Genomic DNA, 23,146 nt, shown 5'->3' with positions numbered 1-23,146 from the left:
TGCCATGAACCTGCTAACCATCGACGTTGAAACTATCCCCGGCCAGAGCGAAGCCGCCAAAGCGCAAGCCCGCGCCGAGACCAAGGCCCCCGGCACGCTCAAGAAGGCCGAGAGCATCGAAGCTTGGTGGGCTGAGCACGGCGAGGCCGCCATCGAAGAGCAATGGCGCAAGCAAGCCCTTGACCCGGCCATCGGCGAGCTATGCGCCATTGGGTTTGCCATCGGCGAGGATGGCGAGGCCGATTCCTTTGTGCGCGGATTGGATGAGACGGAAAGCGCCTTCCTGCGCCGCGCCCTGCGTAGCATTGACGACGCCATGCGCGACTTTCCGCATTGGCACGAATCCCGCCGCCCCTTCGTGGTTTGCCACAACGCCGCCTTCGATCTGCCATTCCTGCGCGCCCGGTGCTGGGCTAATCGGATCATCCCCCCGCACTGGCTGCCCAAGCCGGAAGACCGGCAAGGCAAGGATTACGGCGACACCATGCTGATGTTCGCCGGTTACGGTGGCCGCGTGAGCCTGTCAAAACTGGCGCGCTGCCTTGGTCTAGCCGATCCGAAGGAAACCGGCGATGGCCGCGACGTGTTCGACCTGTGGAAGGCCGGGAGCTATGCCGCCATCGCCGAATACAACAAGGGAGACGTGGAAACAACGCGCCGCGCGTGGCTGATCATGCGCATCGGCGCAGACTGCGAGGTTATCGATGCGTGATGATGGAACCCTTCTCGGCATCGACCCCGGCCTGAACGGTGCGCTGGCGTGGCTGACGCCGGATGGCGAGGTAATCGACGTAGCCGACATCCCCATACTCGACGAAGGCCCGCACCGTAGGCTAATCGATGCCGTGGCATTGTCGGCGCTGGCAAGACGGCATCGGGTGCGCCGCGCCGTCATTGAAGCCGTGGCCGCCCGACCTACCGACGGCAAGGTGGCCGCCTTCAGCTTTGGCCGTAATGTCGGCGCGCTGGAAGCCATCATCACGGCTTCCGGCCTGCCGCTATTTCGCGTGGCCCCCATCACATGGCGGCGATGGGCTGGCATCCCGGCCAACGCGCCGAAGAACGCAAGCCTTGCCGCCGCCTGCCGGTTATGCCCTGAAGCCCGCGAGTTTCTCACGCGGCATGACCGCGCCGATGCGGTGCTCATTGGCCTATGGGGAGCGAGACATGCCTAGACTGCCTGCCAAAGACCGCGAAGGCCTGCGCCTGCGCAACGCCATACGCCGCGTTTTGCCGCCGGTGTTGCAGAAGCTTTACCAACTGGCCATTGCCGGTGACGTGCAAGCCGCAAAGCTGCTTCTAGACCGCGCCTTGCCTGCCTTGACGCCGGTGCGTGACGCCGTGGTTCTCAACGGCGAAACGCCCGCCGAGTGGAAGGCCGACCTGCTAGGCAAGGTGGCTGGCGGCGAAGTGGCCCCAAGGGAAGCGCTGGCGCTGCTAGAACTGTTCGAGCGAATCCCCGACTGCACCGGCGACAAGCCCATCAAGACCATTCCGGCAGAAACGCTTGCTGCCATCCGTGAAACGCTTTATGGCAAGGAGAACAAGGCATATGGCGCTGAATGACACGCGCTATCTGGAACGGCTGATTGGACGCGATGCGCTGGAAACCCTCATGCAGACTTATGGCGGCATGGTGTTGCGCATCGCCAAGCGCCTGCCATTTTCCGGCCCGCTGTGCGACCTGCCCGCACCGGCCCAAGAAGCCCTGTGCGCCTACGCCGGAGGAACGATGATCTACATCCCCAAGGACGAGAAACGCGACCGCGCGGCCAGAAACGCCGCCATCCGCGCTGCCTATGATGGCGGCGAATCTGTCCAATCTATCGCCCGGCGCTACCGGCTTACGGAGCGCTGGGTGTATGAAATCCTCAACCGTCCGGATTGACCCATCCGGCCCTAGGAGGCCCTAGGAGCGATTTTTCAAGCCTGGTCATACCTTGGCCTATCCCGCCCCGAAAAAAACCGCTTGTGGGCCTTTCTGCGCGGCGGTTTTTGTTCCCGATGATGGCGCGGCGAGGAAATGCGCCGCCCGTGGCCGAGCGTCAACGTGCTACCCTACCGCGTGCATCGGGTAACACTAGCGGTAACACAAAGAAACGAGCTTTGAGAAAAACCGACGTTTTATCAATGAGTTACTGTCTGCAATTGGCGGAGACGGAGGGATTCGAACCCTCGATACAGGTTTTGGCCCGTATACTCCCTTAGCAGGGGAGCGCCTTCGACCTCTCGGCCACGTCTCCAAAAAAAAGGGGCTAGGATACCCGAGGTATCCTGTGGCGGTCAAACCATCAGTTTGCCTTGTCGAGCTCGAAGGCTTGGTGCAGCGCCCGCACCGCGAGCTCCATGTACTTGTCTTCCACCACCACGGAAATCTTGATTTCCGAGGTGGAGATCATCTGGATGTTGATGTTTTCGTCGGCCAGTGTCTTGAACATCTTGCCGGCGATGCCCGCGTGGTTGCGCATGCCCACACCCACCAGAGAAACCTTGGCAATCCGATTATCGCCGATGATTTCCCGGGCGCCGATTTCCGCCTTTACCGTCTGCAGCACATCCAACGCCTTCGTGAACTCGTTGCGGTGCACGGTGAAAGAAAAGTCGGTGGTGCCGTCGTGGCCCACATTCTGCACGATCATGTCCACGTCGATGTTGGCATCGGCAATGGGCCCCAGGATGTGGGCGGCGATGCCCGGGCGGTCCGGTACGCCCAGCACGGTCAGCTTGGCTTCGTCACGATTGAAGGCAATACCGGAGATGATGGGTTTTTCCATGGTGTCTTCCTCGAAGGTGATGAGCGTGCCTTCGCCTTCTTCTTCGAAGCTGGAAAGCACGCGCAATTTGACTTTGTACTTGCCGGCAAACTCCACCGAGCGGATCTGCAGCACCTTGGAACCCAGGCTGGCAAGCTCCAGCATTTCCTCGAAGGTGATGGTGGTGAGCTTGCGCGCCTCCGGCACGATGCGCGGGTCGGTGGTATAGACCCCGTCCACGTCCGTGTAGATCTGGCATTCATCGGCCTTGAGCGCCGCCGCCAGGGCTACACCGGTGGTATCGGAGCCACCGCGCCCGAGGGTGGTTATGTTGCCGTGCTCATCCACCCCCTGGAAGCCCGCGACCACCACCACGTAGCCACTGTCTAGATCGGCCCGAATCTTGTCTTCGTCGATGCTGAGGATACGTGCCTTGGTGAAGGCGTTGTCAGTGAGGATGCGCACCTGCGCGCCGGTGTAGCTTCTGGCTTTGAGGCCCATTTCCATGAGGGCCATGGACAAGAGGGCAATGGTGACCTGCTCACCCGTGGAGACCAGCACGTCGAGCTCGCGGGGATCCGGCTGGGGCTGGATTTCTTTGGCCAGGGCGATGAGGCGGTTCGTTTCGCCGCTCATGGCGGAGACCACCGCCACCACCTGATGGCCCTGGGCCCGGAAGCGGGCGATGCGCTGGGCCACGTTCTTGATGCGCTCGACGCTGCCGACCGAGGTGCCGCCGTATTTTTGTACGATGAGTGCCATGGGCAGTTCCAAAAAAGTCAAAAGTTTACCGGAAAAGGTACGGGAAACAAATTGGCGGCCATTATGTCGAACGAATGACTGTCGGCGTCGAAGGGATGACGAATCCCTAAAGATGCCGGCGGCGGGGCCGCCATCGTGGAACACCCGGCATTGCGGCTGCACGCGTTGGCGCGGCTGCAGCGTCTTGCTAGAATGCCGGTTTTGGAGCGAAACTTGGCATTTCTCTTGCTAGATTGCTAAAAAACATAATCAACCGACTTCGACCATAAAGGCGCACGAGATGAAAATGTTGGACAAGGTGCTCAATCCCCGGGAGATCCGGCGCAAGCTGGGGCTCAATCAGCAGGAGTTCTGGACCAAGATCGGGGTGACCCAAAGCGGCGGCTCACGCTACGAGAGCGGGCGCAAGATGCCCAAGCCGGTGCGGGAACTATTGCGGCTGGTGCACGTGGAGCAGATCGACATCAGCCGCATCAAGAAGGAAGACGTGGAGATTCTCGACTATCTCAAGGAATCCCACCCCGACCTCTACAAAAGCCTGCGCAAGGCCGCGAAGGCCGGCAAAAAGGACAAGGACGGCGGCGCGTCCTGACCCTCAGGGGGTGACCTTCACCGCCAGGCCCAGTCGCTGCTGGATTTGGGCGGCCCAGTCTTCCAGCCAGGCAGCAGACAGGCAAGACAAGCGCGCCGCTTCCGGTTGCAGCGAAGGCCGGGCCAGGCCGTAAAGCAGCACGCCCTCAAGGCGCACGCCCTGCTTGAGGGCGCGGGCGAGCAGGTCCAGATAGGCCTGGCGCTCGTCGGCGGCCGGCGGTTCGCCGTCCAACGCGAACACGCAGGTTTGGACCCAGGTGGGACACAAGCCTGCCGCCGTGACGAGATTTTTCAGGGTCCGGTCCGGTGTCTGTTGCGTGCCGTTGATGCGGCGCATGCTCTCGCGGGTGCCGGCATCCAGCTTGAACCAAACCTCGCCATGCAGTTGCGCCATGCGGGCGAGTCCCGCCTGGACATGGGTTTGGTGCACGAGGCTACCATTGGTGATGAGCACCAGACGGACCGCGCCTACCAGCTCAAACTCCACCAGCACCTGCCCCACAGATTCGATTACCTCTGGGAACGCCTTGGCGCTGGTGGGTTCCCCATTACCAGACAGGGCGATGTCGTTCAAGCGGCGCGCGCCTTCCGGCACCCGCTCTTCGAGAAAACGCCCATGCAGGATTTCCTGCAGCATGGTGCGCAGCTCCGCCGTCAGCAGGGCCAGGTCTGTGGGCGGCGCGGCGCCGTGGATGAGGTTGGGCACCTGGCAATAGATGCAACGCCAGTTGCAGGCATTGTTGGTGTTGAGGTTGATGCCTACGGACACGCCGCCTGCCCGGCGCGATACCACCGGATAGACATAGGTCATGCCGGCAATGTCGCGGCGGTGATCGGTGACGGAAAGGGGGGTGGAAATTTGCATCATTCCAGATTATCCATTAGACCGGTGCATACCCGATAAACTGTACGCTACATGACATTGATCACTGGTTTTTTAACCATCACTTGTGCCTACGCGGATGCGGGCGACCCCATGCGGCCCGGCTCGCGCTCGACTTCTCGGCCAGGTGTACAACCCGGCCTGCGACTGCCTTGCGCAACTCAGGCGCCCCTGCCACCCTCATCCCGTGTCCTAATGGATAATCCGGGACATGGCTCCATTGTAATGCTTCGGGGCATTGGGTGCGGGCCTGCGGTACACCCTGGCTGGGCGCACAAGGCTGGCCAAAATCTGGGATAATCGCGCCCTTTCTTCGTGGACCCGCCATGCTCATCACGCGCAGAATCGAGTTCGACGCCGGTCACCGGATTCCCCACCACAAGAGTCAGTGCCGGCATCTGCACGGCCACCGTTATGCGCTGGAAATCACCCTTTTTGGCGAGGTGATCACCACGGAAGGCGTGTCCGAACAAGGAATGGTGATGGATTACGGCGATGTCAAGCGTATCGCCATGGAGCAGCTGATCAATGCCTGGGACCACGCCTTTCTGGTGTATCGTGGCGATACCGTGGTGCGTGAATTCCTAGAAAGCCTGCCGGGCCATAAGACAGTCGTACTGGATAGCGTGCCTACTGCAGAGAACCTGGCGGCTGCGGCTTTTCGCATTCTCGACAAGGCCTATGTGGATGTGTTCGGCAACCGCCTCCGGCTGGAGCGGGTGCGCATCTACGAAACCCCCAACAACTGGGCCGACGCCGTGCGCGGCCAGATCTGAAGAACGAAGGACCTAACGAATGAATCTCGACAAAGTGACTTCCGGCCGCGATGCTCCGCACGACATCAATGTCATCGTCGAAATCCCCCAGCACGGCGATCCCATCAAGTACGAAGTGGACAAGGAAACCGGGGCCATGTTCGTGGACCGCTTCATGTCCACCGCCATGCACTATCCCTGCAACTACGGCTACATCCCGCATACGTTGTCTGAAGACGGCGACCCGGTGGACGTGCTGGTGGTGACGCCGGTGCCGCTGATCACAGGCGTGGTCGTGCGCTGCCGACCGGTTGGTATGCTCAAGATGATCGACGAGTCCGGGGTGGATGCGAAGGTCATCGCCGTGCCGGTGGACAAGCTGTGTGGCCTGTACCGCCACATCGAAAAGCCGGAAGATTTCTCGCCCCTGCTGCTCGCGCAGATCGCCCACTTCTTCGAGCACTACAAGGATCTGGAGCCCAACAAGTGGGTGAAGGTGGAAGGCTGGGTCGGCGCGGAAGAGGCCAAGGCCGAGATCATGGCGGGCATACGGCGTTACCAGGAGGCGTCGCCCAAGCCGAATTTCTAGAACCGCCCAGAATTCCAATTGTGCGGCAGTGCGCTCGCCTGCACTGCCGGACATCCCTCCACAAGGGGCGACGGAATCGGGCCGATCCCCTTTATCTCCAAACCGGGGCGCCGCCTTCCACGGCCTTTCGCCTTGGGGTGTAGCCGCAGCCAAGCCGTGCAGTTGACCAGACCCGCCGGGACCAGTACGATGACATATCGTTAATCAAAAGCGAATATGTCATAGCAATATCGGCGCTGGGGGGTAGCCTATGGGGCTGGCGGACGCGGGGAGCGCGCTGCAAAGGGCAGGCGCGCCGTCACGGTTCATCGATGCAGCGGCGTTTCTGGCGCTGGCCACGGCGCTGGCAGAGGTGCGGACGGTAGCGGATCTGCTTTTCGTCACTCGGCATCGGTTGCAGGCGATCCTGCCCCACGGCGCCTTCGCGCTGGTCGCGGCGCCCGCCGGCTCCTGCGACGGCGCGGTCCGGGCCGTGTTCGGTTGCAGTGTGCCGGAGGATTACCTGGCGGCGCTGCGGGAGCAGGATGGCTGGCGCCGGTCGCCGGCCGCTCTCAGCTGGCTGGCGAACGATGAGCCCGGCTTTTTCCAACTCGAAGACCACGGCCATGGCGCCGACGCCGAATGGCTGGAGCGCTTCAGCCGCAGCGGGTTGCGCAACATGATGGCCTGTGGGGTGCGCCACATCCTGCCGGGTCAGACCATCAGCTTCAACTTCTTTCGCCTGCCGGGCCCGCCCCATCTCCACCAGCGGCAGGCGCTCAAGCTCGCATTGCCACACTTCCATTACGCCGTGCTCAGAATCCTCCCGGAAATTTCCCAGCAGGGTACCGGGCTTGCGCCGCTGCCCGGTGGGGGCGGGGCAGCCGGCACGCTGACGCCCCGTGAGCGCGAGGTGCTGGAGTGGGTGCGCCGCGGCAAGACCAACGCCGAAATCGCCGCCATTCGGGGGGTGGCCTATAAGACCGTGAAAAATCAGGTGCAAGCCATCCTGGTCAAATTGCGCGTCAACAACCGCGCCCAGGCGGTGGCCAGCGCCATCGAACGCGGCCTGATCTGAGCCGCCTTCCCTTCGGCCATGGGCCGAACGGCCCATGGAGTATGACAGTCGCATTGTCTAAGCTTGCCCCCCGTCGAGGCCTGCAGGGGCGCGCGTGCAAAGCGTGCGCCAGGGTCCCGGCTTCCCCCACCAACCCGCTTTAGGAGGCACGATGCGACTTTCCAACAACCGGCAACGCGGTCAGGGCATGACCGAGTACATCATCATCGTGGCGCTGATCGGCGTGGCCGCGATCGCGACCTATCAGTACTTCGGCAACACCGTGCGCGACCAGACTGCGGCCATTGCCCAGGAGATCTCCGGCGTGGACGGCAGCGCGACCAAGACCGCCTCTCAGACGGCTGCTGCTAACGCTGCGAGCGAAGCCGACACCAAGCACACCCTGGACAATTACACCAACAACATCAACAAGTGACGCATCTGGACGGGAGCACCATGGGTGCTCCCGGGCGCGTACGCCCGCGCCCCGCTTCGCGTTGGAAACGTCCGGTGAATACGTCCGTCTCTCAAATCCTGGCTGGGCCCCTTGCGCGGCTGCCTCGCTGCTGCGCGCACCTCACGCCCTCCGCCGTCATGCAGCGGCTGCGCGTCCCTGTCCTCGCAGCCGCCGCCGGGTGGATGGCCGGCCTCCGTTTTGCGCCCCATAACCTGTGGCCGGCGACGCTGCTGGGGCTTGCGGGCCTGCTTGCCTTGCTCGCCCGCCAACGGCGCCCGTTGGGGGCGGCCATCGTGGGAGGGGTGTTCGGCCTGGCCCTGTTCATGCCCAGTCTGTGGTGGCTGTTTTCGGGGGTGGATCGCTCCCAGGAACCGGTGCTCGCCCTGCTCGGGCCGCTGGCGTTGATAGCGGGCCTTTCCTCGCTGCCGGCTGCGGTGGCGGCCCTGGTGGGTGCCGCCCGCCTGCCCTTGTCCCTGCGCCTCACCGTGCTCGCGCCCGCGCTGTGGGTGAGCAGCGAGTGGCTGCGCCATCAGGGAGCGCTTGCCTTCCCGTGGCTGACGGTGGGTTATGCGCAAGTGCCGGATGGGCCCCTCGCAGGCTTCGCGCCCCTGCTGGGCATCCTCGGGGTCAGCCTGGCGACGATGGTCTGCGCGGGCTGGCTCGCCTGGGCGGCGGTCGCGCGCCAAAGCCGCACACGCGTCGCGGCGGTGGCGGTGGTGGTACTGGTTTTGGTGGCTGGCGCGGCCGCCGGTCGCATCGAGTGGACGACACCAAGCGGGAAATCGGTGACGGCCGCCCTGCTGCAGGGCAACGCGCCGATGCGGGAAAAGTTCTCGCCGGAGGACACCGCGCGGGCCTTGCGCACCTATGGTGCACTCGCGGCGCGCAGCGAGGCGGCCCTGGTCATCATGCCCGAGACCGCCTTCCCGCTGTTCGAGCACCAGTTGCCGGCCGGGTTTCAGCGTTTCCTCGAAGCACTGGCCTGGGCACGGCAGGGCGACATGCTGGTGAGTTATTTTCGCCGCCGTGCCGAGGGCACGCCCTACGATTACGTGAGTTCCACCCGCAGCCTCGGCGTGTCGGGCAACCAGGTTTACGACAAGCAGCATCTGCTGCCCTTCGGCGAATTCATTCCCTTTGCCCGCTGGCTGCGCCCGCTCTACGAGCGCATGGCGAAGGTGCGCATGCTGGATACCAGTCCCGGCGCGCCGCACCCGGGTGACTTGGTTCTTGCGGGCACACGTATCGCGCTGCGCATGTGTTACGAGGATGTGTTCGGCAACGAGCGGCGGGAAGCGGTGGCCCAGTCCCAGTTGCTGGTAACGCTGGTGAACGATAGCTGGGACGGTGCGACCGCGCCCATGGATCAGCATCTCCAGATCTCGCAGGCGCGTGCGCTGGAGGCGGGCAAGCCCCTGTTGCGCGCAGCCAATACCGGCTGGACAGTGGCCATCGACCATCATGGCCACGTCCTGGACGCGCTGCCGCCCCAGACCGTGGCCAGCCTCATCACGCGCGTAGAACCGCGAACGGGCAGCACCCCCTATGTGCTGGCGGGTGATGCCTTGCCCATGTCGCTCGTGGCCCTGGGCCTGATGGTTTGTGCCCTGGCGGAAACGCGTGCCAGGGCATCTGCACGGGCCGGCGCATGAAACGGCATCAAGTTGGATTCCCTGCCCGCGGCCAGGCGCTGATCCTGGGATTGGCTTTTCTGTTTCTCAGTGCCGTGGTGATGTTCTACGCATTCAACAGCGGGCAGGCGGTGACCGAAAAAATCCGCCTGACCAACGCCGCCGACGCCGCGGCCTACAGCGCGGCCACGCTGGAAGCGCGGGCGCTCAATTACGACGCCTATGTCAACCGCACCATGGTCGCCAACGAAATCGCCATCGCCCAGGTGGTGAGCTTCGTGTCCTGGGCCCATTATTCGGCGACCCTGGTGGAAAACGCCGGGGCGCTTGACGATGTCGCGGGCAGTTGGATATTCAACCCCGGCGACTACACGGAGCTGGCGCAGCTTATGGCCGTCATAACGGGTACGGCCTATCTGAATGCATACACCGGCGGGGAGGGCACCGAGACTTTCCTGAATTATGTGGACACCCTGCTGCCCTCGCTGATCACCGCGCACGATACGGCCGTGCGGGCCTTGAGTGCCTCCCAGACCGTCCTTCACGCCAGTCTGCTCCTGGGCATCAGCCAGCGCAGCCTGGCGGATGAGATCGTCAAGAAAATCGATCCCGCCATGGCCGCCGAAGTGGTGCTGACCAGCTACGACTTCGACCGCTTCACCAAGGCCTACGGGAAGAGCGGCAGCACCGGCGACGAACGGGGTCGCTTCGCCGAAGTGACGACCGCCTCGCGCGACCGCTTCACGCGGGAGCGCGTCTGGACCCTGAGCGGGCCCACGATCTGGCCGCTGCAGAAGGACGTGGCGCTCAAGCGCCGCGGCGGCACGGATCTGGTGGGGTACGACGAATGGCGTGCCATGGACACCCTCGAGCATCATGGGCAACGGCTCGGCTGCGGCAAGTTCGGCCTCGACTGGTGCGGTGACGTGCAGCAGTCCATCAGTTGGGGCGCGGCCCAGGTGAACGCCCTGGGTGCCGACCAGGGGCACGGCTATCACGGCGGCTCCTACGCGGAAAACAGCCGCACCAGCAAGAAGCGCGCGGACCCTGCCATGGTCGATTTGACTGCCTCGGGCGGCGCCGTCTTCAGCGGCCTGCCCACCTCGCGTGATCTCGCCGATCTCGCCGCCGACGGAAGCCAGCGTACCGGCATCACCATCCGCGTCACCAAGCCGCGCAGCGTCACCCGCACCTCCGGCGGCGCGTCCATCATCCAGCCCGGCGGCGACCTGGCGCAATTCGGCGCCGATGCGCCGGGCTCGGTGCTCGCGGCGCTCTCCCGCGCCGAAGTGTTCTTCGACCGGCCGGTGGCTCGCAGCGATGGTCGCCAGGAACTGGCCAGCCTGTACAACCCCTACTGGCAGGTGAGGCTGGTCGCCCCCACCGCCGGCGACAAGGCCTACGCCGCAGCGTGGCAGAAAGGACTGGCATTGCCATGAAGTCGTCGCTGAAGAGAAGTGTGGTTGGCATGGCGCTGCTCGCCGCCGGGATCGCCCCCTGGGCTGCGGCCGGCACGATCGCGCCCCTGCCGGAAGGGGTGAAACCCCGCGGCACCACGACGGGCGTGTACGCCCATGCCACGGGCGTGGATCACCTGGCCCGCGAGATGGCGGCGCAAATGTTTGCCACAGCACAGGCGCAATGCCCGGCGCTCAAGCATCGGGAGGCGCGGCTCATATCCGGCAGTCTTGCGGACGCGGGCAAGTGGCAGGCCGACGCCTATTACACTGCCACCCAGTCGGCGAGCTATACGGTGAGCACGCAGATCGCGCCGGTCTCGGGGCACGACCTGTGCGATTTCCATGAAGTGACCCTGCACACGGTGGCGATCGCGTCCTTTGACGGCAAGCGCACCCGTCGTATTTCCTACCGCCCGGACAAGGCCAGCGCCACGTCGCTTACCGTCCCCGGCCGACGCCTGTTCACCCACCTCAACCCGGACAAGCTGAACGGGGGCGGGATGGGGGATTTCACGCCCACTGGCGGTCGCGAGGAGATCGCGGGGTTTCCCTGTCGCGTCATGCGGGCAAGCCTGGGACCCAGTACGCAAGAAATCTGTGTCATCGATTCCGTGCGCGTGCCCGACTACGTGCGTCAGATGCAGCTCAAGCTGTCCGTGACGTTGTCTGGACGCCCGCGGGGCGACGCCCAGGTGGACGTGCTCATTCCCGACGCCGACATCGATCGCGGCGTGTTCGCGCTTCCGGACGGGGTTCGCGTGGAGGAAAAACCATGATCCGACCGACGTCCGCCCGGCGCTGTTTTCCAACCGTGTTGCTGGGGGTGCTCACCGTTCTCTCCGCGGCCGCATCGGCGGACCCACTGCCGCGGGAGGACAGTCCCAGCGAAGCGCCGGTGACGGTCCCCTTGCCGGATGATCGCGCGCCCAGCGGCGCCCATGTGAGCGGGGTGTTCGTGCGCAAGACCGGAACCACGCCCCTTCATGCCGATGCCAGGATTCGTTTCGAGGCGGCAAGCATGATCTGCCCGAAGTTTCGGGGGCGGGCGGCGCGGCTCACCAGAGGACGCCTCGAGGACGCGGGCACCTTCTACGGCTACGAATACATCGGGCCGACCTATGTGGAATATCTCTATCTCCATGAGCTGGTGCCGCTGGACGCGAACGCCTGCGACTTCCAGGTACGGCTCAAGAAGATCGTCACCGCCATCCGGCGCGTGGGCGACCAGTGGGAAATCACCACCTACGCCAAGTCCGACAACCGGCCCGGCGACGTGAACGATCGCCACGAAAACGCCCTGCTGGACCTGATGAGCCCGGGTTACCTGCCGGCCAGGCGCAAGTTCCACCCGGGCTGGCGCGACTTTCTCCAGGACACCGGGAGCGAGGCGGAGCCTTTCCCCTTCGTCCATTGCCGCGTCATGGGCTGGCCGGGGGAGATGGCCTCCGCCTGCATCACGGACAGCCCCCGGCTCCCTGCGTTTGCGCGTCCCATGAGCCTGCGGGTGTCCTCCCCCTCGCCGGACAGCCCCGCGCATGCCTTCGAAGGACGGGTGGAGACACTGGTTTCCGTGGCACGCATCGATCGCGCCGTCTTCGATCCGCCCCGGGACCTGCCGGTCAAGGACAAGCGTTATGTCAGCCGTCCGTAGCATCACAGGCGCAGCCGAGGCCGGTGCGTCCACCGTCGAATTCATTGCCTTGGCCCTGGTGCTGGTGCCCTTCTTTCTCATCGTGCCCTTGCTAGGCAAGTACACGGATCTGGCGCAGACCACCGAAATCGCGAGCCGCTACGTCGCCTTCGAGGGCACCATCCGCAACAGCGCATCGAGCTTAAAGACCGATGCGGAACTCGCGGCCGAAGTGCGACGGCGCTTCTACAGCACCTCCGATGCACCGATCAAGACCCACGACGTGGCGATAAACATCCCGGCCCACCGCAATCCCGTCTGGGCCGACTATCAGGGCAAGCCCCTGCTGGCCGACTTCGACGCGGACGTGGCGGTGGAAACCAAGGTGGAGAGCAAGCATGTCCCGGCTGCCGCGGTGTTTTCGGGGCGCGCGGGGTTCAACCTCAATGAGGCCAACCTCTACACCGGACGTGTCACCGTGCGCCCGCGCAAGCTTGCGCTGCTCAAGCCCTTCGACGAGCTGGACCTGGTCCTGTCCCGCACCACCAGCATCCTGGTCGATGCTTGGGCGGCCGCCTCTCCCGGCATGGTGAAAGTCAAGGTGGAAGGGGCGGGCGCCGCCGCCTATCCGATTGCCCCCCTGGAGGCGCTGGGCAGCACGCTCGGGCAAGTGCCGCCCCTCATCCTCGACCCTGCCATGGACGTGAACGACATCGATCCGGAAATCGTTCCGGGGGATCGACTGCGATGAACGGCTCCTCGAAAACGGCTCGGACGATCCTGCGCGGCCTGGCGGCGCTGATCGTGGTCTGCTGCGCAAGCCCGCTCGCGGCCCTGGCCCTGCCAGTCCCGCCGGCCATGGAGGGCATCGATGCCGTAGACATCGCGCAATCCCTACGCATCAACGGCGTGCCGACTCGCGTTCGCGTGTTCGCCACCGACAAACCGCTGGCAGCGGTGCTGGCGTTCTACCGCACACGCTTCGGCGCCAGGCGCGTGGAGACCACCCTAAAGGGTTGGACCGTGGTGTCCCAGCGGCAGGGCGATCTGCTCTACACCGCGCGCCTGCGCAAGGCGCTGCGGGGCACCGAGGGCACGGTCTCCGTCAGCGATTTGAAAGCAGGCCTGGCCCATCTCGGCCGACCCCTGGGGCTCGGGCTCCCCGCCGGCAGCAAGCTGGCAGTGGACGTGGAGATGACCGACCCCGGCAAGCGGGCGCGCGTCGTGACGATCACCAACGACCACAGCGTGGAGACGAATGCGGCGTTCTTCAGGGCCGAGCTGCAATCTCGCGGCTACCGGGTGGAACGGGACCTGCCGGTGCAGCGCGCTGGGACGCAGGGACGCAGCCTGTGGTTTGCCGCCGCCAATCGCGAGGCCATCCTGGTCGTCTCGGCCCTGGCCTCGGGTACCAGCGTGGTGCTGAATCTCATCGAAACAACCGACACGGAGCGCTAGCCATGCAACAGCTATTGGAAAGGTGCCGCCCGATGCAATGCGGCCAGTCCATGGTGGAGTACCTGATCCTCACCGCCATCGTCGCCACGATTTTCTTCGCGCCCTTCGGCGGCGAGCCGCCGCTGCTGCTGCAGTTCGCCCAGGCCGTGGGCAAGGGTTTCGCCCGTTTCCTGTCCGCCATCGCCCTGCCGGTATGAGGTGGCCCGTGAAGCTCAAAATCCAACGTTCCTGGCTCATCTTCGCTGTCGCCGGGATTCTCGGCATCGGCGCGGCGCTTTTGGCCATGCGCTACCTCAACCAGCGCGTCGCGGAAATCGAGGCCCGTGGCAAGCAGGCCGTGCGCAAGGTGGTGGTGGCGAAGCAGGATCTGCAGAAAGGTGCCGCGCTGACGCCCGAGACCGTGGCGGTGCGCGAAGTGCCCGCCGAATGGGCCCACTCCGATGCCATCACCCCCGCCCAGTTCGACCGCGCGGCCAACGCGGTGCTGGCCTACCCGGCAATGAAGGGGGAGGCCATTTTGTGGGCACAGCTCGAAGGGGAAAAGGCGCCCAGTTTCTCGGCCCGGCTGACCCCGGGACGGCGCGCCATCACCGTGCCGGTGGACGAGGTGAGTTCGCTGTCCGGGATGCTGCAGCCGGGCGATCTCATCGACATCGTAGTCAACGTGCGCAAAGACAACCGCAACATCACTTTCGCGCTGCTGCAGGGTGTCACCGTCCTCGCCGCCGGAAACCGGGTGACCCCCGGGCCCGAAGGCGATGGGGCGCGCACACAGAGTTTCACTACCGTCACGCTGGAGACGACGCCGGAGGACGCCCAGCGCATCATCGCCGCGCGCGAGGTGGGCAAGATCACCGCATTGCTGCGGGCGCCGGGCGATACGGCGGAAATCTCGCGCAGCAAGCGCGATGCCTTTGCGTTGCTGGGCCTGTCCGAGCAGGCCATCGAGACGGCCGGCGGGGTGCCGGTCATCTATGGTGGCGCCGGCCACAAGCTCGGCGACGTGCCGCAGCTCAGGCTAGGCCCGGCGGGGCGCTCCGCCGGCAATGGTGAGGCCTTGGCCGACGCCGTGCGCGCGCTCGACATGTCGGGCGGCGTGAGCCCGTCACGACATGCTCCATAAAACAAAACATGGAAAGTTCGATGTTCAAACCCGTTTTTTTCCTGTTTGTCCCGCTTGCGTTATTCCTTCAGGTCGCGAACGCCGCCGCCGCGCCGGCGCCCAAGGCGCCTAAGGTGCGTGCCCTCGATACGCCGGCAGCGGGGGCACAGGAACCTGCCGAGATCGAAATGTTCGTGGGCGAGACCCGCGTGATGCCCCAGACCAATGCCGCCCGGCTGGCCGTGGGTAATGGCGCGGTGCTGTCCGCATCGGTGCTCGACGACCGTGAGATTCTCCTGATCGCCAACCAGGCTGGCGCGTCCAGCCTCTACATCTGGACCAAGAACGGGCGCAGCCGCAAGCTCAAGATCACCGTGCTGCCCAGCGACATGTCGCGGGTGCTCAACGAGATCGTCGATGTCTTGGTCGGCATTCCCAATGCCAAGGTGCGCCGGGTGGGCGACAAGGTGATCGTCGAAGGCGACGACCTGAGCGACGCCGACCTGGCCAAGATCGACGAACTGGCCAAGCGCTATCCACAGATCATCAATTTCACCAACCGCCTGGGCTGGGAAAAGATGGTCGTGATGGACGTCAAGGTGATGGAACTGCCGACCAACGTCCTGCGCGAGATCGGGCTCAAGTGGAGCAGCACCGGCGGCGTGGCCGTGGGCGGGGTATGGGGCCCCATCCGCCGCGGCGACGGGCCGTACCAGATCAACGTGCTGGCGGGACAAAACAACCCCCCGCCCATCACCACGCCCGGCGGCGGTCCGCTGCCCGTTCCGTCCGGCCTCAACATTCTGTCCCTGGTCAACCTGGGCCTGAACGCCCAGCTCAACCTGCTGGTGCAGAACGGGGTCGCGGCCCTGCTGGCCGAGCCAACCCTGTCCGCGCGCAGTGGCTCCAAGGCGACCTTCCTCGCCGGCGGCGAATTCCCTTACGAGGTCAGCAATATCAACGGCACCACGGTGCTGTTTCGCGAATACGGCATCAGGCTCAGCATCGAGCCCCGCGTGGACCACAAGGGCGTGATCCGCGCCAAGGTGAGCAGCGAGGTGAGCAACATCGACGCCTCGGTGGTGACCCGCGCCGGTCCGGCCCTGAGCACGCGCAAGACGGAGACCGAGTTCAACGTCATCCAGGGCCAGACCATCGTCCTGAGCGGGCTGCTCTCCCGCGAGACCTCGAACCAGGTGGACAAAGTGCCGTTCCTGGGTGACATCCCCATCCTCGGTGCCCTGTTCAAGTCCAAGCGTTACCAGAAACGGGAGACCGAACTGGTGGTGTTCGTAACGCCCATGGTCACGACACCCGATGACCCCGCGCTCACGGCTTTCAAGGAATCGGTGCAGAAGAAGGTGGAGGAGGTCAGTCATTCCCCCACTGCGGCGCCCGCCGAAGCGACACGTGGTTTCGACGACTTCTGAGGTGAATGCCATGTTCAGTGTGACCATCACCGACAGCGACGGCACCACGGTGGAGACCGCCGTGAATGCCAACGAGGCCCTGCTGGGCCGGGGCAGGCATTGCGCGGTGCAGCTTGCCGGCTGGCGCATCGGGCGCGAGCACGCGCGGCTGCTGCGCGCTGGCGGCGGCTTGTATATCGAGGATTTGGGGCAGTTGGCGGGCACCTGGGTGAATGGTGCACGCGTGGTGCGCCACGGGCCGCTGGACTTCGCCGATGAGATCGTCATCGGCGGCTACCGCATCCGCGTGAAGGACCGGCAGCCGGCCGAGGCACCCGTGGCAGCCGAAGCCCGGGAGCGCGCGACCCTCGAGTACGCCACGCCCAGCGACGCCACGCCCACGCCCACCCAACCACACAATCTGGACGCAGCGGCCATCCAGGGTCGCTACCTCTGGCGCAAACGCATTCACGAGCGCCTGCTGGATACCATCGACCTGCGGCGACGTGATCTCACGCGCATGACCGAAGCCGAGCTGCGCAAGGAAACCGAAAGCCTGGTGCGGGAGCTGATCGAGGCCGATCCCGAACTGCCGCCAACGCTGGATCGCGACGCCCTGCTCAAGGAGGTCCTCAACGAAGCCATCGGACTGGGGCCGCTGGAAGAACTGCTGGCGGACGAGGGCGTGACCGAGATCATGGTCAACCGCTTCGATCAGATTTACGTGGAGCGCAACGGCCGGCTGGAGCCGTATCCGCTGTCCTTCACCAGCGACCGCGCGGTGATGGGGGTGATCGAGCGCATCGTGGCGCCCATCGGGCGGCGCATCGATGAATCCTCGCCCATGGTGGACGCACGCCTGAAGGACGGTTCCCGGGTCAATGCCATCATCCCGCCGCTGGCGCTGAAGGGGCCGACCCTCACCATCCGCAAATTCGCCCAGCGCCGGCTGACCATCGACGACCTGCTGGCCTATGGCTCCCTTTCCGCCGCCATGGGCGCCTTCCTGCGCGTTTGCGTCGAGCAGCGCAAGAACATCGTCGTCTCCGGGGGTACCGGCTCGGGCAAGACCACTTTCCTCAACGTCCTTTCCAACTTCATCCCGGACGGCGAGCGGGTCATCACTATCGAGGATGCGGCCGAGCTCAAGCTGCACCATGCCAACCTGGTGTCGCTGGAAGCGCGTCCCGCCAACCTCGAAGGACGGGGGCAGGTGACGATTCGCGACCTGGTCCGGAACGCGCTGCGCATGCGGCCGGATCGCATCGTGGTGGGCGAGTGCCGCGGCGGCGAAGCCCTGGACATGCTGCAGGCCATGAACACCGGCCACGACGGCTCCCTCACCACGCTGCATGCCAACAGTCCCCGCGACGCACTGGCGCGGCTGGAAACCCTGGTGCTGATGGCCGGCATGGACCTGCCGCTCATGGCCATCCGCGAGCAGATCGCCAGTGCCGTGGACATCATCGTGCAGCAGACGCGCTTTGCCTGCGGCGCGCGCAAGGTCACCAGCATCAGCGAAGTCACCGGCATGGAAGGCGGCACCATCCAGCTGCAGGAGCTCTTCAGATTCGAGCAGCATGGCTATGGCGATGATGGGGGTGTGCGTGGGCGCTTCGTCGCCGGCGGCATCGTGCCGAGCTTCTACGAGGAACTGCGGGCGCGCGGCGCCACGCTGGACCTGTCGATGTTCGACGGCGGAGAGCAGCCATGAGCGGCGCCGTGTTCGGCATCGTTGTCGGGATCGGAATGGCGGTTGCGCTACTGGCGTGGGCCGCCTTCGACATCGGCGTGGTGGCCGTCGCCCGCTACCGCGAGGCCTTCACCCAACGCGCCCATTTCAGCCTGCGCGAGCTGTTCCTGTTCGTGGACCCCACGCACCTCTTCATCGCCAACATCGCCCTGATTCTGCTCGCCGGCATCGGAGTCTGGGTGGCGAGCGGCCTGTTCCTGCTGGGGGTGGCGGCGGCGGTGGGGGCGGCGATTCTGCCGCGGCTCATCCTGCGCAAGCTGCGTGAGCGGCGTCTGCACGCCATCGAACAGCAGTTGCCGGATGCGCTGCTGGTGATCGCGGGGGGTCTGCGCGCCGGTGTCAGCCTGAGCCACGCCCTGCAGCAGCTGGTGCGCGAGACGCGACCGCCGGTTTCTCAGGAGTTCGAGCTGGTGCTGCGCGAGCAGCGGCTGGGTGTGGCCCTGGACCAATCCCTGGAGAACCTGGCGCGGCGCGTGCCGCTGCAGTCGGTGACGCTGTTCGTGTCCGCCATGCGCATCGCCAACGAGACCGGCGGCAGCCTCGCCGAAGCCCTGGAGCGTGCCGCGCAGACGCTGCGCAGCAAGATCGCCATGGAGGGCAAGATTCGCGCCCTCACCGCGCAGGGCAAGCTGCAGGCCTGGGTCGTCGGTCTGCTGCCGGTGTTCCTGTTTCTCGCCTTGAGCAAGCTGGAACCTGCTGCCATGAGTCTGCTGTGGACCACGCGCATGGGCTGGGGGACGATCGCGGTGGTCGTGCTGCTGGAGTTCTTCGGCGTCGTGCTCATCCGCAAGATCGTTGCCATCGACGTGTAAAACCATGGCCGCAGCGGCGACCTCCTCCCTGATCGTGGCTGGCGTGGGGCTGCTCACCGGGCTGTCGGTGGGCCTCGTGGGTTGGCAACTGTCGCGCGCCGTCGTCGAGGTGCCGCCGGAAGACCGCACCTATCTCGACCCGCCGCCGCCCGCCTTCCGCCTGCTGTGGTGGCCCATCCAGTGGGTGGCCTATTACCTGGGGCCGCTGCTGCCGCTGCGCCAGCGCCAGCGCCTGCTGGTGCAGCTGCGGCTCGCCGGCCTCGACTATGCGCTGTCGCCGGAACAACTCATCGCCCAGCGCCTGCTCGCCAGCTTGCTCGGCGGACTGCTTTTGTGGTGGATCGCCGGTTCCTTCCGGGCCGCCAACTCCCTGGGCTTCGGCCTGCTGGGCGCGCTGCTGGGCTACGCCCTGATGCATGCCTGGTTCCGTGACCGCATCGCGCTGCGGCGGCGCGAGACCCTGAAGACTCTGCCGTTCTTCCTGGACCTCATCACCCTCTGTGTGGAGGCTGGCCTCAACCTCACCGGCGCCTTCCAGCAGGCGGTGGCCAAGGGCCCGGCAGGCCCCCTGCGCGACGAACTGAAGCGGGTGTTGCGAGACATCCGCGCCGGCAAGCCGCGGGTGGATGCACTGCGCACCTTCGCCGACCGGCTCAACGAGCCCGCGGTGGCGAGCCTGGTATCCGCCCTGATCCAGGGCGAAGCCATGGGCATGAACCTGGGGCCCATCCTGCGCGCCCAGGCGGAGCAGCGGCGGGTCGAGCGCTTCGTGCGCGCCGAGAAGGCGGCCATGGAGGCGCCGGTGAAGCTGCTGTTTCCGCTCATCTTCTTCATCTTCCCATGCACCTTCCTGATCCTGCTGTTCCCCATCATCGTCCGCTTCCTGCAAATGGGGTTGTGATGCCACGCGAACTGCTCATCAACGGGAAGGTGCTGCGGTTGCACGTGGCCGACCGCTTCCTCGCCCGCGCCCGTGGCCTGCTTTGGCGCCGCCTCAGCCGGGAAGAGGGCCTGCTCATCGTCCCCTGCGCCGCGGTGCACACCTTCGGCATGGCCTATGCCATCGACGCGGTGTTCCTGGATGCCCAGCAGCGCATCCGCAAAATCGTCGCGCCGCTGCCCCCGTGGCGCATCGCCGTCTGCCCAAGTAGCCGCGCGGTACTGGAGCTTTCGGCGGGGCAGGCGGAGGCGCTCGGGCTCGAGGTGGGCCAAAGCCTGACGGTTCTGGGCGAGGCGGGCCGGCCATGAGGCGCCGTCCTCTGACGGCCCGGTGGGCACGGACGCGCGGCGCCTCCCTGGTGGAGTTCGTCGTCGTGGCGCCCACGGTGCTGATGCTGGGGCTGGCCACCCTGCAGGCCGGGCTGGTGTATCACGCCAAGAGCAATCTCAACTACGCCACCTTCGAAGCGGCGCGCGCCGGTGCCGTCGATCATGCCCGCATGGAGGCCCTCTTCACCGGCCTGCGGCGGGGGCTGGTGGCCTACTACGGCGGCGGCACCACCCCGACGGAACTCGCCCAGTCCTACGCCCGGCTCGTAGCCGACCTGGCTACCAGCCCGGTGCGCATCGAAATCCTCTCACCCAGCAAGGAGAGCTTCGACGACTACGCCAGCCCGGCCCTGGCGGCCAGGCTCAAGGTCAAGGGTCGCGTCATTCCCAACGCCAATCTTGCCTTCCTTCAGTGTCCGATGGATGTGCCGGGCTGCAACCACGACCCCAAGACCAACCGATCCGGCCAGACCCTGCAGGACGCCAATCTACTCAAGCTGCGCGTGACCTACGGCATCCCCCGGGAGAAACAACTGCCGCTGGTGGGGCGGTTTTACACCTGGGCGCTGTCGGTGCTCGATGCCGACGACCCGGACACCTTCCGCAAGGCCCTCATCGCCCGCGGCCGCATTCCCATCGTCGCCCACACCGTCATCCGCATGCAGTCTGAGGCCATCGAGAACGACGCCATGGCCTCCATCCCGGGTCCGGGCAATGACGGCAAGCCAAAGGACCCCGGGCCGCCCTATGGAGGGAGTGGGACCCTGCCCAAGTGCACCGCGGGGGAGGCGGCCTGCGCGGCCCAGTCGACCTGCGATCCTGCACAGGGCAACTGCCCCGACAAGCCTGTGTGCATCAACCTCGCGCCCGCGCCATGAAACACGACGTGCATCGATCAGGGCGGACCCGCCCGTTCGGCAAGCGCCTCTGGCTCATGGCGCTGGGACTGGCCGCCAGTGTCGCCGCGCTGCCCTTGCTCCCAGCCCAACCCGCGTGCGACCCTTCGAAGGCCTCCTGCATGGGCGGCACTGCAACGAAGGCGGAATGCCCCGGGATCTGTCTGGGTAGCCTCGAACGGAAAATGCGGTTCGTGAGGGCGAACAACTGCACGTTACGCCTGTCCGATGCCTGTACCGAGAAGTGGCGGGTGGACAAGGAGTTTCTGGAGAGAAGCGAGGGCGTGCTGGAAGTTAAAGGTTACGTTCCCACAGACAAGAATGGGAAGGTGATTGCTTCCAGCGGCGTCACCATCAGCACCGGGGTCGATCTCGGTCAGCAAAGCGCAGCAGGCACGAAAGCCGTGCTCAATGCCTACATCAAGGACAAGGGTAACCCCGACAACGTCGATGTGGCTGCGTTGATGAAGAAGCTCGATCCCTACTTCGCCCCTCTAAAAGGGCAAAAAGCAGTTGATGCGTTGGTCAAGAGCCCGCTGACCGTCACTAAAGCCGAGGCCAGGCTTCTGGCGGACGCGTTTGGCTACGACACGCAGAAGAGAGTCGCCGCACAGTTCGACAGGAAAAACACACAGGGAATGGTCTTCAAGAAACTTCCGGAAGAGGCGCAGACGGTCATCGTCGATTTCGCCTATCAATACGGACTGAGCGATTCAAAGGACTCAATTCGCCAGACGTTCTGGAGATACGTCTACGATGGCGAGTGGCAAAAACTGGCAGACTGGCTTTACAGACCACCCGATCAATACAGGGACCGCAGACGCCGGGAGAGTGACGTACTGCGGTTCGGTATCGACAACGCTTATTTGCCGGAAACCGGCAATCCCTGTCCGCCTGCGAGTCAGGGCGGGGGTAATCAAAGCAGACCATGAAAGGACGTTTCAAGATGATGAGGATTCGTCAAGCAATTTACGTGACAGCTCTCGCGATGCTGTTCCTCCCATTCTCATTTGCTGCAGCGCAATTAAACAGCGTCCCAGTTACCCCTTTGGATAAAAAGACTATTACGTCGACTATTGAAGCGTTCACCGGGAATGCTAAGGCACTCTATTATTCATTCACTCACCCAGGCATCGAAGACAAGGCCTTGGTATCGAGCCGCATCCTCGACGGCTTCCAGGCCGGTCCAATGCGCTTGACCCTGAAAGACGGAACGACCATTTACTGGGGCTTTAGATACAAGGAGGCCACGACTCGATCTGTCGCCATCTATGGTCCGGACGGTCGCCCGCGCTTGCTTGCCGCCGTGGACAGTGTGCCAGGGTGTAGTGGTTGGCATTGCGAGCCGTTCACGTCCATTGAGGCATACGAAGCTTATGCGAGCAGAACCTTCCTGCATCCGGGCATTACCCTGTACGTACGCGACAAGCGCGACCTCGAAACTTATCTTCCTTATTTCACGCGTTGGCTGCATGCCAAATTGTTGGGCTTTAACGTCGATTGCAAAGACCCCAAGATGGCGGACGCCTGCGGATTCGTCACGCAAACCGAGTGGCTGGAGATCATTCCGACGCGAGCTTATCTGCTCCCGTCGATGCGGCCCCTCGAACTCCCCAAGGTGAAGGCGGCCGACATCCCGCTGGAGGCGTTCACCCAATGAAAGCCATCCTGGGCATGCACGCGTTTCTGAAATATCGGTGCGCGCATCAAAGCTGACGAAAGTCCCCATGATGCTTCCCCGCCGCCATTTCCTCGCCGCGACGGCCCTGGCACTCCTGAGCCCGGCGCTGCGCGCTGAAATCCTCACCGGTCCCGATGCCACCATGCACGGGCAGCGCGACCGCGCCCTATGGCTTGCTGCGCAGCGGCTTAAAGGGGTGCGCCTGGCCAAGCCGGGCGA

General features: G+C 64.8%; 27 protein-coding genes and 1 tRNA gene. 25 read left to right on the top strand and 3 right to left on the bottom strand.

Annotated features, from left to right (window positions below):
• Positions 1-4 precede the first annotated feature (4 nt).
• From V6E02_RS11380 to V6E02_RS11365, 4 genes are read left to right on the top strand one after another with little or no spacing between them, the layout of a single operon-like run.
• Positions 5-712 carry a 3'-5' exonuclease family protein gene (locus V6E02_RS11380; protein WP_347308925.1) on the top strand — a complete coding sequence of 236 codons (708 nt, stop codon included), beginning with the start codon at positions 5-7 and terminating at the stop codon, positions 710-712.
• Complete coding sequence (locus V6E02_RS11375; protein WP_347308924.1) at positions 705-1,175, top strand: RuvC family protein; 471 nt, start codon at positions 705-707, stop codon at positions 1,173-1,175. The genes V6E02_RS11380 and V6E02_RS11375 overlap by 8 nt, the downstream gene beginning before the upstream one ends.
• Positions 1,168-1,566 (top strand): hypothetical protein, encoded by a 399-nt coding sequence (locus V6E02_RS11370; RefSeq protein WP_347308923.1) that lies wholly within the window; start codon positions 1,168-1,170, stop codon positions 1,564-1,566. The genes V6E02_RS11375 and V6E02_RS11370 overlap by 8 nt, the downstream gene beginning before the upstream one ends.
• Positions 1,553-1,888, top strand: coding sequence for a Mor transcription activator family protein (locus V6E02_RS11365; protein WP_347308922.1), 336 nt, complete (start codon positions 1,553-1,555; stop codon positions 1,886-1,888). The genes V6E02_RS11370 and V6E02_RS11365 overlap by 14 nt, the downstream gene beginning before the upstream one ends.
• A gap of 261 nt (positions 1,889-2,149) precedes the next feature.
• Here the strand turns inward: V6E02_RS11365 and V6E02_RS11360 are convergent.
• Together V6E02_RS11360 and V6E02_RS11355 are read right to left on the bottom strand one after the other, a co-directional pair.
• Positions 2,150-2,243, bottom strand: a tRNA-Ser gene (locus V6E02_RS11360).
• A 48-nt stretch (positions 2,244-2,291) separates the two neighbouring features.
• Positions 2,292-3,515 (bottom strand): aspartate kinase, encoded by a 1,224-nt coding sequence (locus V6E02_RS11355; RefSeq protein ID WP_347308921.1) that lies wholly within the window; start codon positions 3,513-3,515, stop codon positions 2,292-2,294.
• A 280-nt stretch (positions 3,516-3,795) separates the two neighbouring features.
• Here V6E02_RS11355 and V6E02_RS11350 point away from each other — a divergent pair, with 280 nt between their 5' ends.
• Positions 3,796-4,107, top strand: coding sequence for a helix-turn-helix domain-containing protein (locus tag V6E02_RS11350; protein WP_347308920.1), 312 nt, complete (start codon positions 3,796-3,798; stop codon positions 4,105-4,107).
• A gap of 3 nt (positions 4,108-4,110) precedes the next feature.
• Here the strand turns inward: V6E02_RS11350 and V6E02_RS11345 are convergent, their stop codons facing one another.
• Positions 4,111-4,974 carry a radical SAM protein gene (locus V6E02_RS11345; protein WP_347308919.1) on the bottom strand — a complete coding sequence of 288 codons (864 nt, stop codon included), beginning with the start codon at positions 4,972-4,974 and terminating at the stop codon, positions 4,111-4,113.
• Between the two features lie 341 nt (positions 4,975-5,315).
• Here V6E02_RS11345 and queD point away from each other — a divergent pair, with 341 nt between their 5' ends.
• The 20 genes from queD to V6E02_RS11245 all read left to right on the top strand — a co-directional run bounded on the left by queD (position 5,316) and on the right by V6E02_RS11245 (position 22,906).
• The gene (gene queD, locus V6E02_RS11340; protein ID WP_347308918.1) at positions 5,316-5,765 is read left to right on the top strand and encodes a 6-carboxytetrahydropterin synthase QueD; all 450 of its coding nucleotides are present in this window, start codon (positions 5,316-5,318) and stop codon (positions 5,763-5,765) included.
• A 19-nt stretch (positions 5,766-5,784) separates the two neighbouring features.
• The gene (gene ppa / locus V6E02_RS11335; RefSeq protein WP_347308917.1) at positions 5,785-6,333 is read left to right on the top strand and encodes an inorganic diphosphatase; all 549 of its coding nucleotides are present in this window, start codon (positions 5,785-5,787) and stop codon (positions 6,331-6,333) included.
• Positions 6,334-6,583: 250 nt separating this feature from the next.
• Positions 6,584-7,390, top strand: a complete 807-nt coding sequence (locus tag V6E02_RS11330; RefSeq protein WP_347308916.1) for a LuxR C-terminal-related transcriptional regulator — start codon at positions 6,584-6,586, stop codon at positions 7,388-7,390.
• Positions 7,391-7,541: 151 nt separating this feature from the next.
• Positions 7,542-7,805 (top strand): Flp family type IVb pilin, encoded by a 264-nt coding sequence (locus V6E02_RS11325; RefSeq protein ID WP_347308915.1) that lies wholly within the window; start codon positions 7,542-7,544, stop codon positions 7,803-7,805.
• 203 nt (positions 7,806-8,008) lie between these two features.
• Positions 8,009-9,478: an apolipoprotein N-acyltransferase gene (lnt, locus tag V6E02_RS11320; RefSeq protein ID WP_347308914.1), complete on the top strand. Its 1,470-nt coding sequence runs from the start codon at positions 8,009-8,011 to the stop codon at positions 9,476-9,478.
• Positions 9,475-10,896 carry a pilus assembly protein TadG-related protein gene (locus V6E02_RS11315; RefSeq protein ID WP_347308913.1) on the top strand — a complete coding sequence of 474 codons (1,422 nt, stop codon included), beginning with the start codon at positions 9,475-9,477 and terminating at the stop codon, positions 10,894-10,896. Before lnt ends, V6E02_RS11315 begins: the two co-directional genes overlap by 4 nt.
• A complete protein-coding gene (locus V6E02_RS11310) occupies positions 10,893-11,693 on the top strand; it encodes a hypothetical protein (protein WP_347308912.1) in 801 nt (266 codons plus the stop codon). Before V6E02_RS11315 ends, V6E02_RS11310 begins: the two co-directional genes overlap by 4 nt.
• The gene (locus V6E02_RS11305; protein ID WP_347308911.1) at positions 11,690-12,568 is read left to right on the top strand and encodes a hypothetical protein; all 879 of its coding nucleotides are present in this window, start codon (positions 11,690-11,692) and stop codon (positions 12,566-12,568) included. Before V6E02_RS11310 ends, V6E02_RS11305 begins: the two co-directional genes overlap by 4 nt.
• Positions 12,552-13,298, top strand: a complete 747-nt coding sequence (locus tag V6E02_RS11300; RefSeq protein WP_347308910.1) for a hypothetical protein — start codon at positions 12,552-12,554, stop codon at positions 13,296-13,298. The genes V6E02_RS11305 and V6E02_RS11300 overlap by 17 nt, the downstream gene beginning before the upstream one ends.
• Positions 13,295-14,005: a hypothetical protein gene (locus tag V6E02_RS11295; RefSeq protein WP_347308909.1), complete on the top strand. Its 711-nt coding sequence runs from the start codon at positions 13,295-13,297 to the stop codon at positions 14,003-14,005. Before V6E02_RS11300 ends, V6E02_RS11295 begins: the two co-directional genes overlap by 4 nt.
• 32 nt (positions 14,006-14,037) lie before the next feature.
• On the top strand, positions 14,038-14,202 hold the full coding sequence (locus V6E02_RS11290) for a hypothetical protein (protein ID WP_347308908.1): 165 nt from the start codon (positions 14,038-14,040) through the stop codon (positions 14,200-14,202).
• 8 nt (positions 14,203-14,210) lie between these two features.
• Positions 14,211-15,128 carry a Flp pilus assembly protein CpaB gene (cpaB, locus tag V6E02_RS11285; protein ID WP_347308907.1) on the top strand — a complete coding sequence of 306 codons (918 nt, stop codon included), beginning with the start codon at positions 14,211-14,213 and terminating at the stop codon, positions 15,126-15,128.
• A 20-nt stretch (positions 15,129-15,148) separates the two neighbouring features.
• Positions 15,149-16,537 (top strand): type II and III secretion system protein family protein, encoded by a 1,389-nt coding sequence (locus V6E02_RS11280; protein WP_347308906.1) that lies wholly within the window; start codon positions 15,149-15,151, stop codon positions 16,535-16,537.
• 10 nt (positions 16,538-16,547) lie between these two features.
• Positions 16,548-18,230, top strand: a complete 1,683-nt coding sequence (locus V6E02_RS11275) for a TadA family conjugal transfer-associated ATPase (RefSeq protein ID WP_347308905.1) — start codon at positions 16,548-16,550, stop codon at positions 18,228-18,230.
• Positions 18,227-19,081: a type II secretion system F family protein gene (locus tag V6E02_RS11270; protein ID WP_347308904.1), complete on the top strand. Its 855-nt coding sequence runs from the start codon at positions 18,227-18,229 to the stop codon at positions 19,079-19,081. Before V6E02_RS11275 ends, V6E02_RS11270 begins: the two co-directional genes overlap by 4 nt.
• A 4-nt stretch (positions 19,082-19,085) precedes the next feature.
• Positions 19,086-19,982: a type II secretion system F family protein gene (locus V6E02_RS11265; RefSeq protein WP_347308903.1), complete on the top strand. Its 897-nt coding sequence runs from the start codon at positions 19,086-19,088 to the stop codon at positions 19,980-19,982.
• Positions 19,982-20,329 carry a DUF192 domain-containing protein gene (locus V6E02_RS11260; protein ID WP_347308902.1) on the top strand — a complete coding sequence of 116 codons (348 nt, stop codon included), beginning with the start codon at positions 19,982-19,984 and terminating at the stop codon, positions 20,327-20,329. Before V6E02_RS11265 ends, V6E02_RS11260 begins: the two co-directional genes overlap by 1 nt.
• Positions 20,326-21,228, top strand: a complete 903-nt coding sequence (locus V6E02_RS11255; RefSeq protein ID WP_347308901.1) for a TadE/TadG family type IV pilus assembly protein — start codon at positions 20,326-20,328, stop codon at positions 21,226-21,228. Before V6E02_RS11260 ends, V6E02_RS11255 begins: the two co-directional genes overlap by 4 nt.
• A complete protein-coding gene (locus V6E02_RS11250) occupies positions 21,225-22,178 on the top strand; it encodes a pesticin C-terminus-like muramidase (protein WP_347308900.1) in 954 nt (317 codons plus the stop codon). Before V6E02_RS11255 ends, V6E02_RS11250 begins: the two co-directional genes overlap by 4 nt.
• Positions 22,175-22,906, top strand: a complete 732-nt coding sequence (locus V6E02_RS11245) for a hypothetical protein (RefSeq protein ID WP_347308899.1) — start codon at positions 22,175-22,177, stop codon at positions 22,904-22,906. Before V6E02_RS11250 ends, V6E02_RS11245 begins: the two co-directional genes overlap by 4 nt.
• Positions 22,907-23,146: the final 240 nt, after the last annotated feature.

The sequence above is a fragment of the Thiobacter sp. AK1 genome (genome assembly GCF_039822265.1).
Taxonomy (GTDB): domain Bacteria; phylum Pseudomonadota; class Gammaproteobacteria; order Burkholderiales; family Thiobacteraceae; genus Thiobacter; species Thiobacter aerophilum.
This window is presented reverse-complemented; position numbering and strand designations above follow the sequence as displayed.

Coding starts and splice junctions, on each gene's coding strand:
- V6E02_RS11380 (WP_347308925.1), top strand. CDS start 5: ATGAACCTGCTAACCATCGACGTTGAAACTATCCCCGGCCAGAGCGAA.
- V6E02_RS11375 (WP_347308924.1), top strand. CDS start 705: ATGCGTGATGATGGAACCCTTCTCGGCATCGACCCCGGCCTGAACGGT.
- V6E02_RS11370 (WP_347308923.1), top strand. CDS start 1,168: ATGCCTAGACTGCCTGCCAAAGACCGCGAAGGCCTGCGCCTGCGCAAC.
- V6E02_RS11365 (WP_347308922.1), top strand. CDS start 1,553: ATGGCGCTGAATGACACGCGCTATCTGGAACGGCTGATTGGACGCGAT.
- V6E02_RS11355 (WP_347308921.1), bottom strand. CDS start 3,515: ATGGCACTCATCGTACAAAAATACGGCGGCACCTCGGTCGGCAGCGTC.
- V6E02_RS11350 (WP_347308920.1), top strand. CDS start 3,796: ATGAAAATGTTGGACAAGGTGCTCAATCCCCGGGAGATCCGGCGCAAG.
- V6E02_RS11345 (WP_347308919.1), bottom strand. CDS start 4,974: ATGATGCAAATTTCCACCCCCCTTTCCGTCACCGATCACCGCCGCGAC.
- queD (WP_347308918.1), top strand. CDS start 5,316: ATGCTCATCACGCGCAGAATCGAGTTCGACGCCGGTCACCGGATTCCC.
- ppa (WP_347308917.1), top strand. CDS start 5,785: ATGAATCTCGACAAAGTGACTTCCGGCCGCGATGCTCCGCACGACATC.
- V6E02_RS11330 (WP_347308916.1), top strand. CDS start 6,584: ATGGGGCTGGCGGACGCGGGGAGCGCGCTGCAAAGGGCAGGCGCGCCG.
- V6E02_RS11325 (WP_347308915.1), top strand. CDS start 7,542: ATGCGACTTTCCAACAACCGGCAACGCGGTCAGGGCATGACCGAGTAC.
- lnt (WP_347308914.1), top strand. CDS start 8,009: ATGGCCGGCCTCCGTTTTGCGCCCCATAACCTGTGGCCGGCGACGCTG.
- V6E02_RS11315 (WP_347308913.1), top strand. CDS start 9,475: ATGAAACGGCATCAAGTTGGATTCCCTGCCCGCGGCCAGGCGCTGATC.
- V6E02_RS11310 (WP_347308912.1), top strand. CDS start 10,893: ATGAAGTCGTCGCTGAAGAGAAGTGTGGTTGGCATGGCGCTGCTCGCC.
- V6E02_RS11305 (WP_347308911.1), top strand. CDS start 11,690: ATGATCCGACCGACGTCCGCCCGGCGCTGTTTTCCAACCGTGTTGCTG.
- V6E02_RS11300 (WP_347308910.1), top strand. CDS start 12,552: ATGTCAGCCGTCCGTAGCATCACAGGCGCAGCCGAGGCCGGTGCGTCC.
- V6E02_RS11295 (WP_347308909.1), top strand. CDS start 13,295: ATGAACGGCTCCTCGAAAACGGCTCGGACGATCCTGCGCGGCCTGGCG.
- V6E02_RS11290 (WP_347308908.1), top strand. CDS start 14,038: ATGCAATGCGGCCAGTCCATGGTGGAGTACCTGATCCTCACCGCCATC.
- V6E02_RS11280 (WP_347308906.1), top strand. CDS start 15,149: ATGTTCAAACCCGTTTTTTTCCTGTTTGTCCCGCTTGCGTTATTCCTT.
- V6E02_RS11275 (WP_347308905.1), top strand. CDS start 16,548: ATGTTCAGTGTGACCATCACCGACAGCGACGGCACCACGGTGGAGACC.
- V6E02_RS11270 (WP_347308904.1), top strand. CDS start 18,227: ATGAGCGGCGCCGTGTTCGGCATCGTTGTCGGGATCGGAATGGCGGTT.
- V6E02_RS11265 (WP_347308903.1), top strand. CDS start 19,086: ATGGCCGCAGCGGCGACCTCCTCCCTGATCGTGGCTGGCGTGGGGCTG.
- V6E02_RS11260 (WP_347308902.1), top strand. CDS start 19,982: ATGCCACGCGAACTGCTCATCAACGGGAAGGTGCTGCGGTTGCACGTG.
- V6E02_RS11255 (WP_347308901.1), top strand. CDS start 20,326: ATGAGGCGCCGTCCTCTGACGGCCCGGTGGGCACGGACGCGCGGCGCC.
- V6E02_RS11250 (WP_347308900.1), top strand. CDS start 21,225: ATGAAACACGACGTGCATCGATCAGGGCGGACCCGCCCGTTCGGCAAG.
- V6E02_RS11245 (WP_347308899.1), top strand. CDS start 22,175: ATGAAAGGACGTTTCAAGATGATGAGGATTCGTCAAGCAATTTACGTG.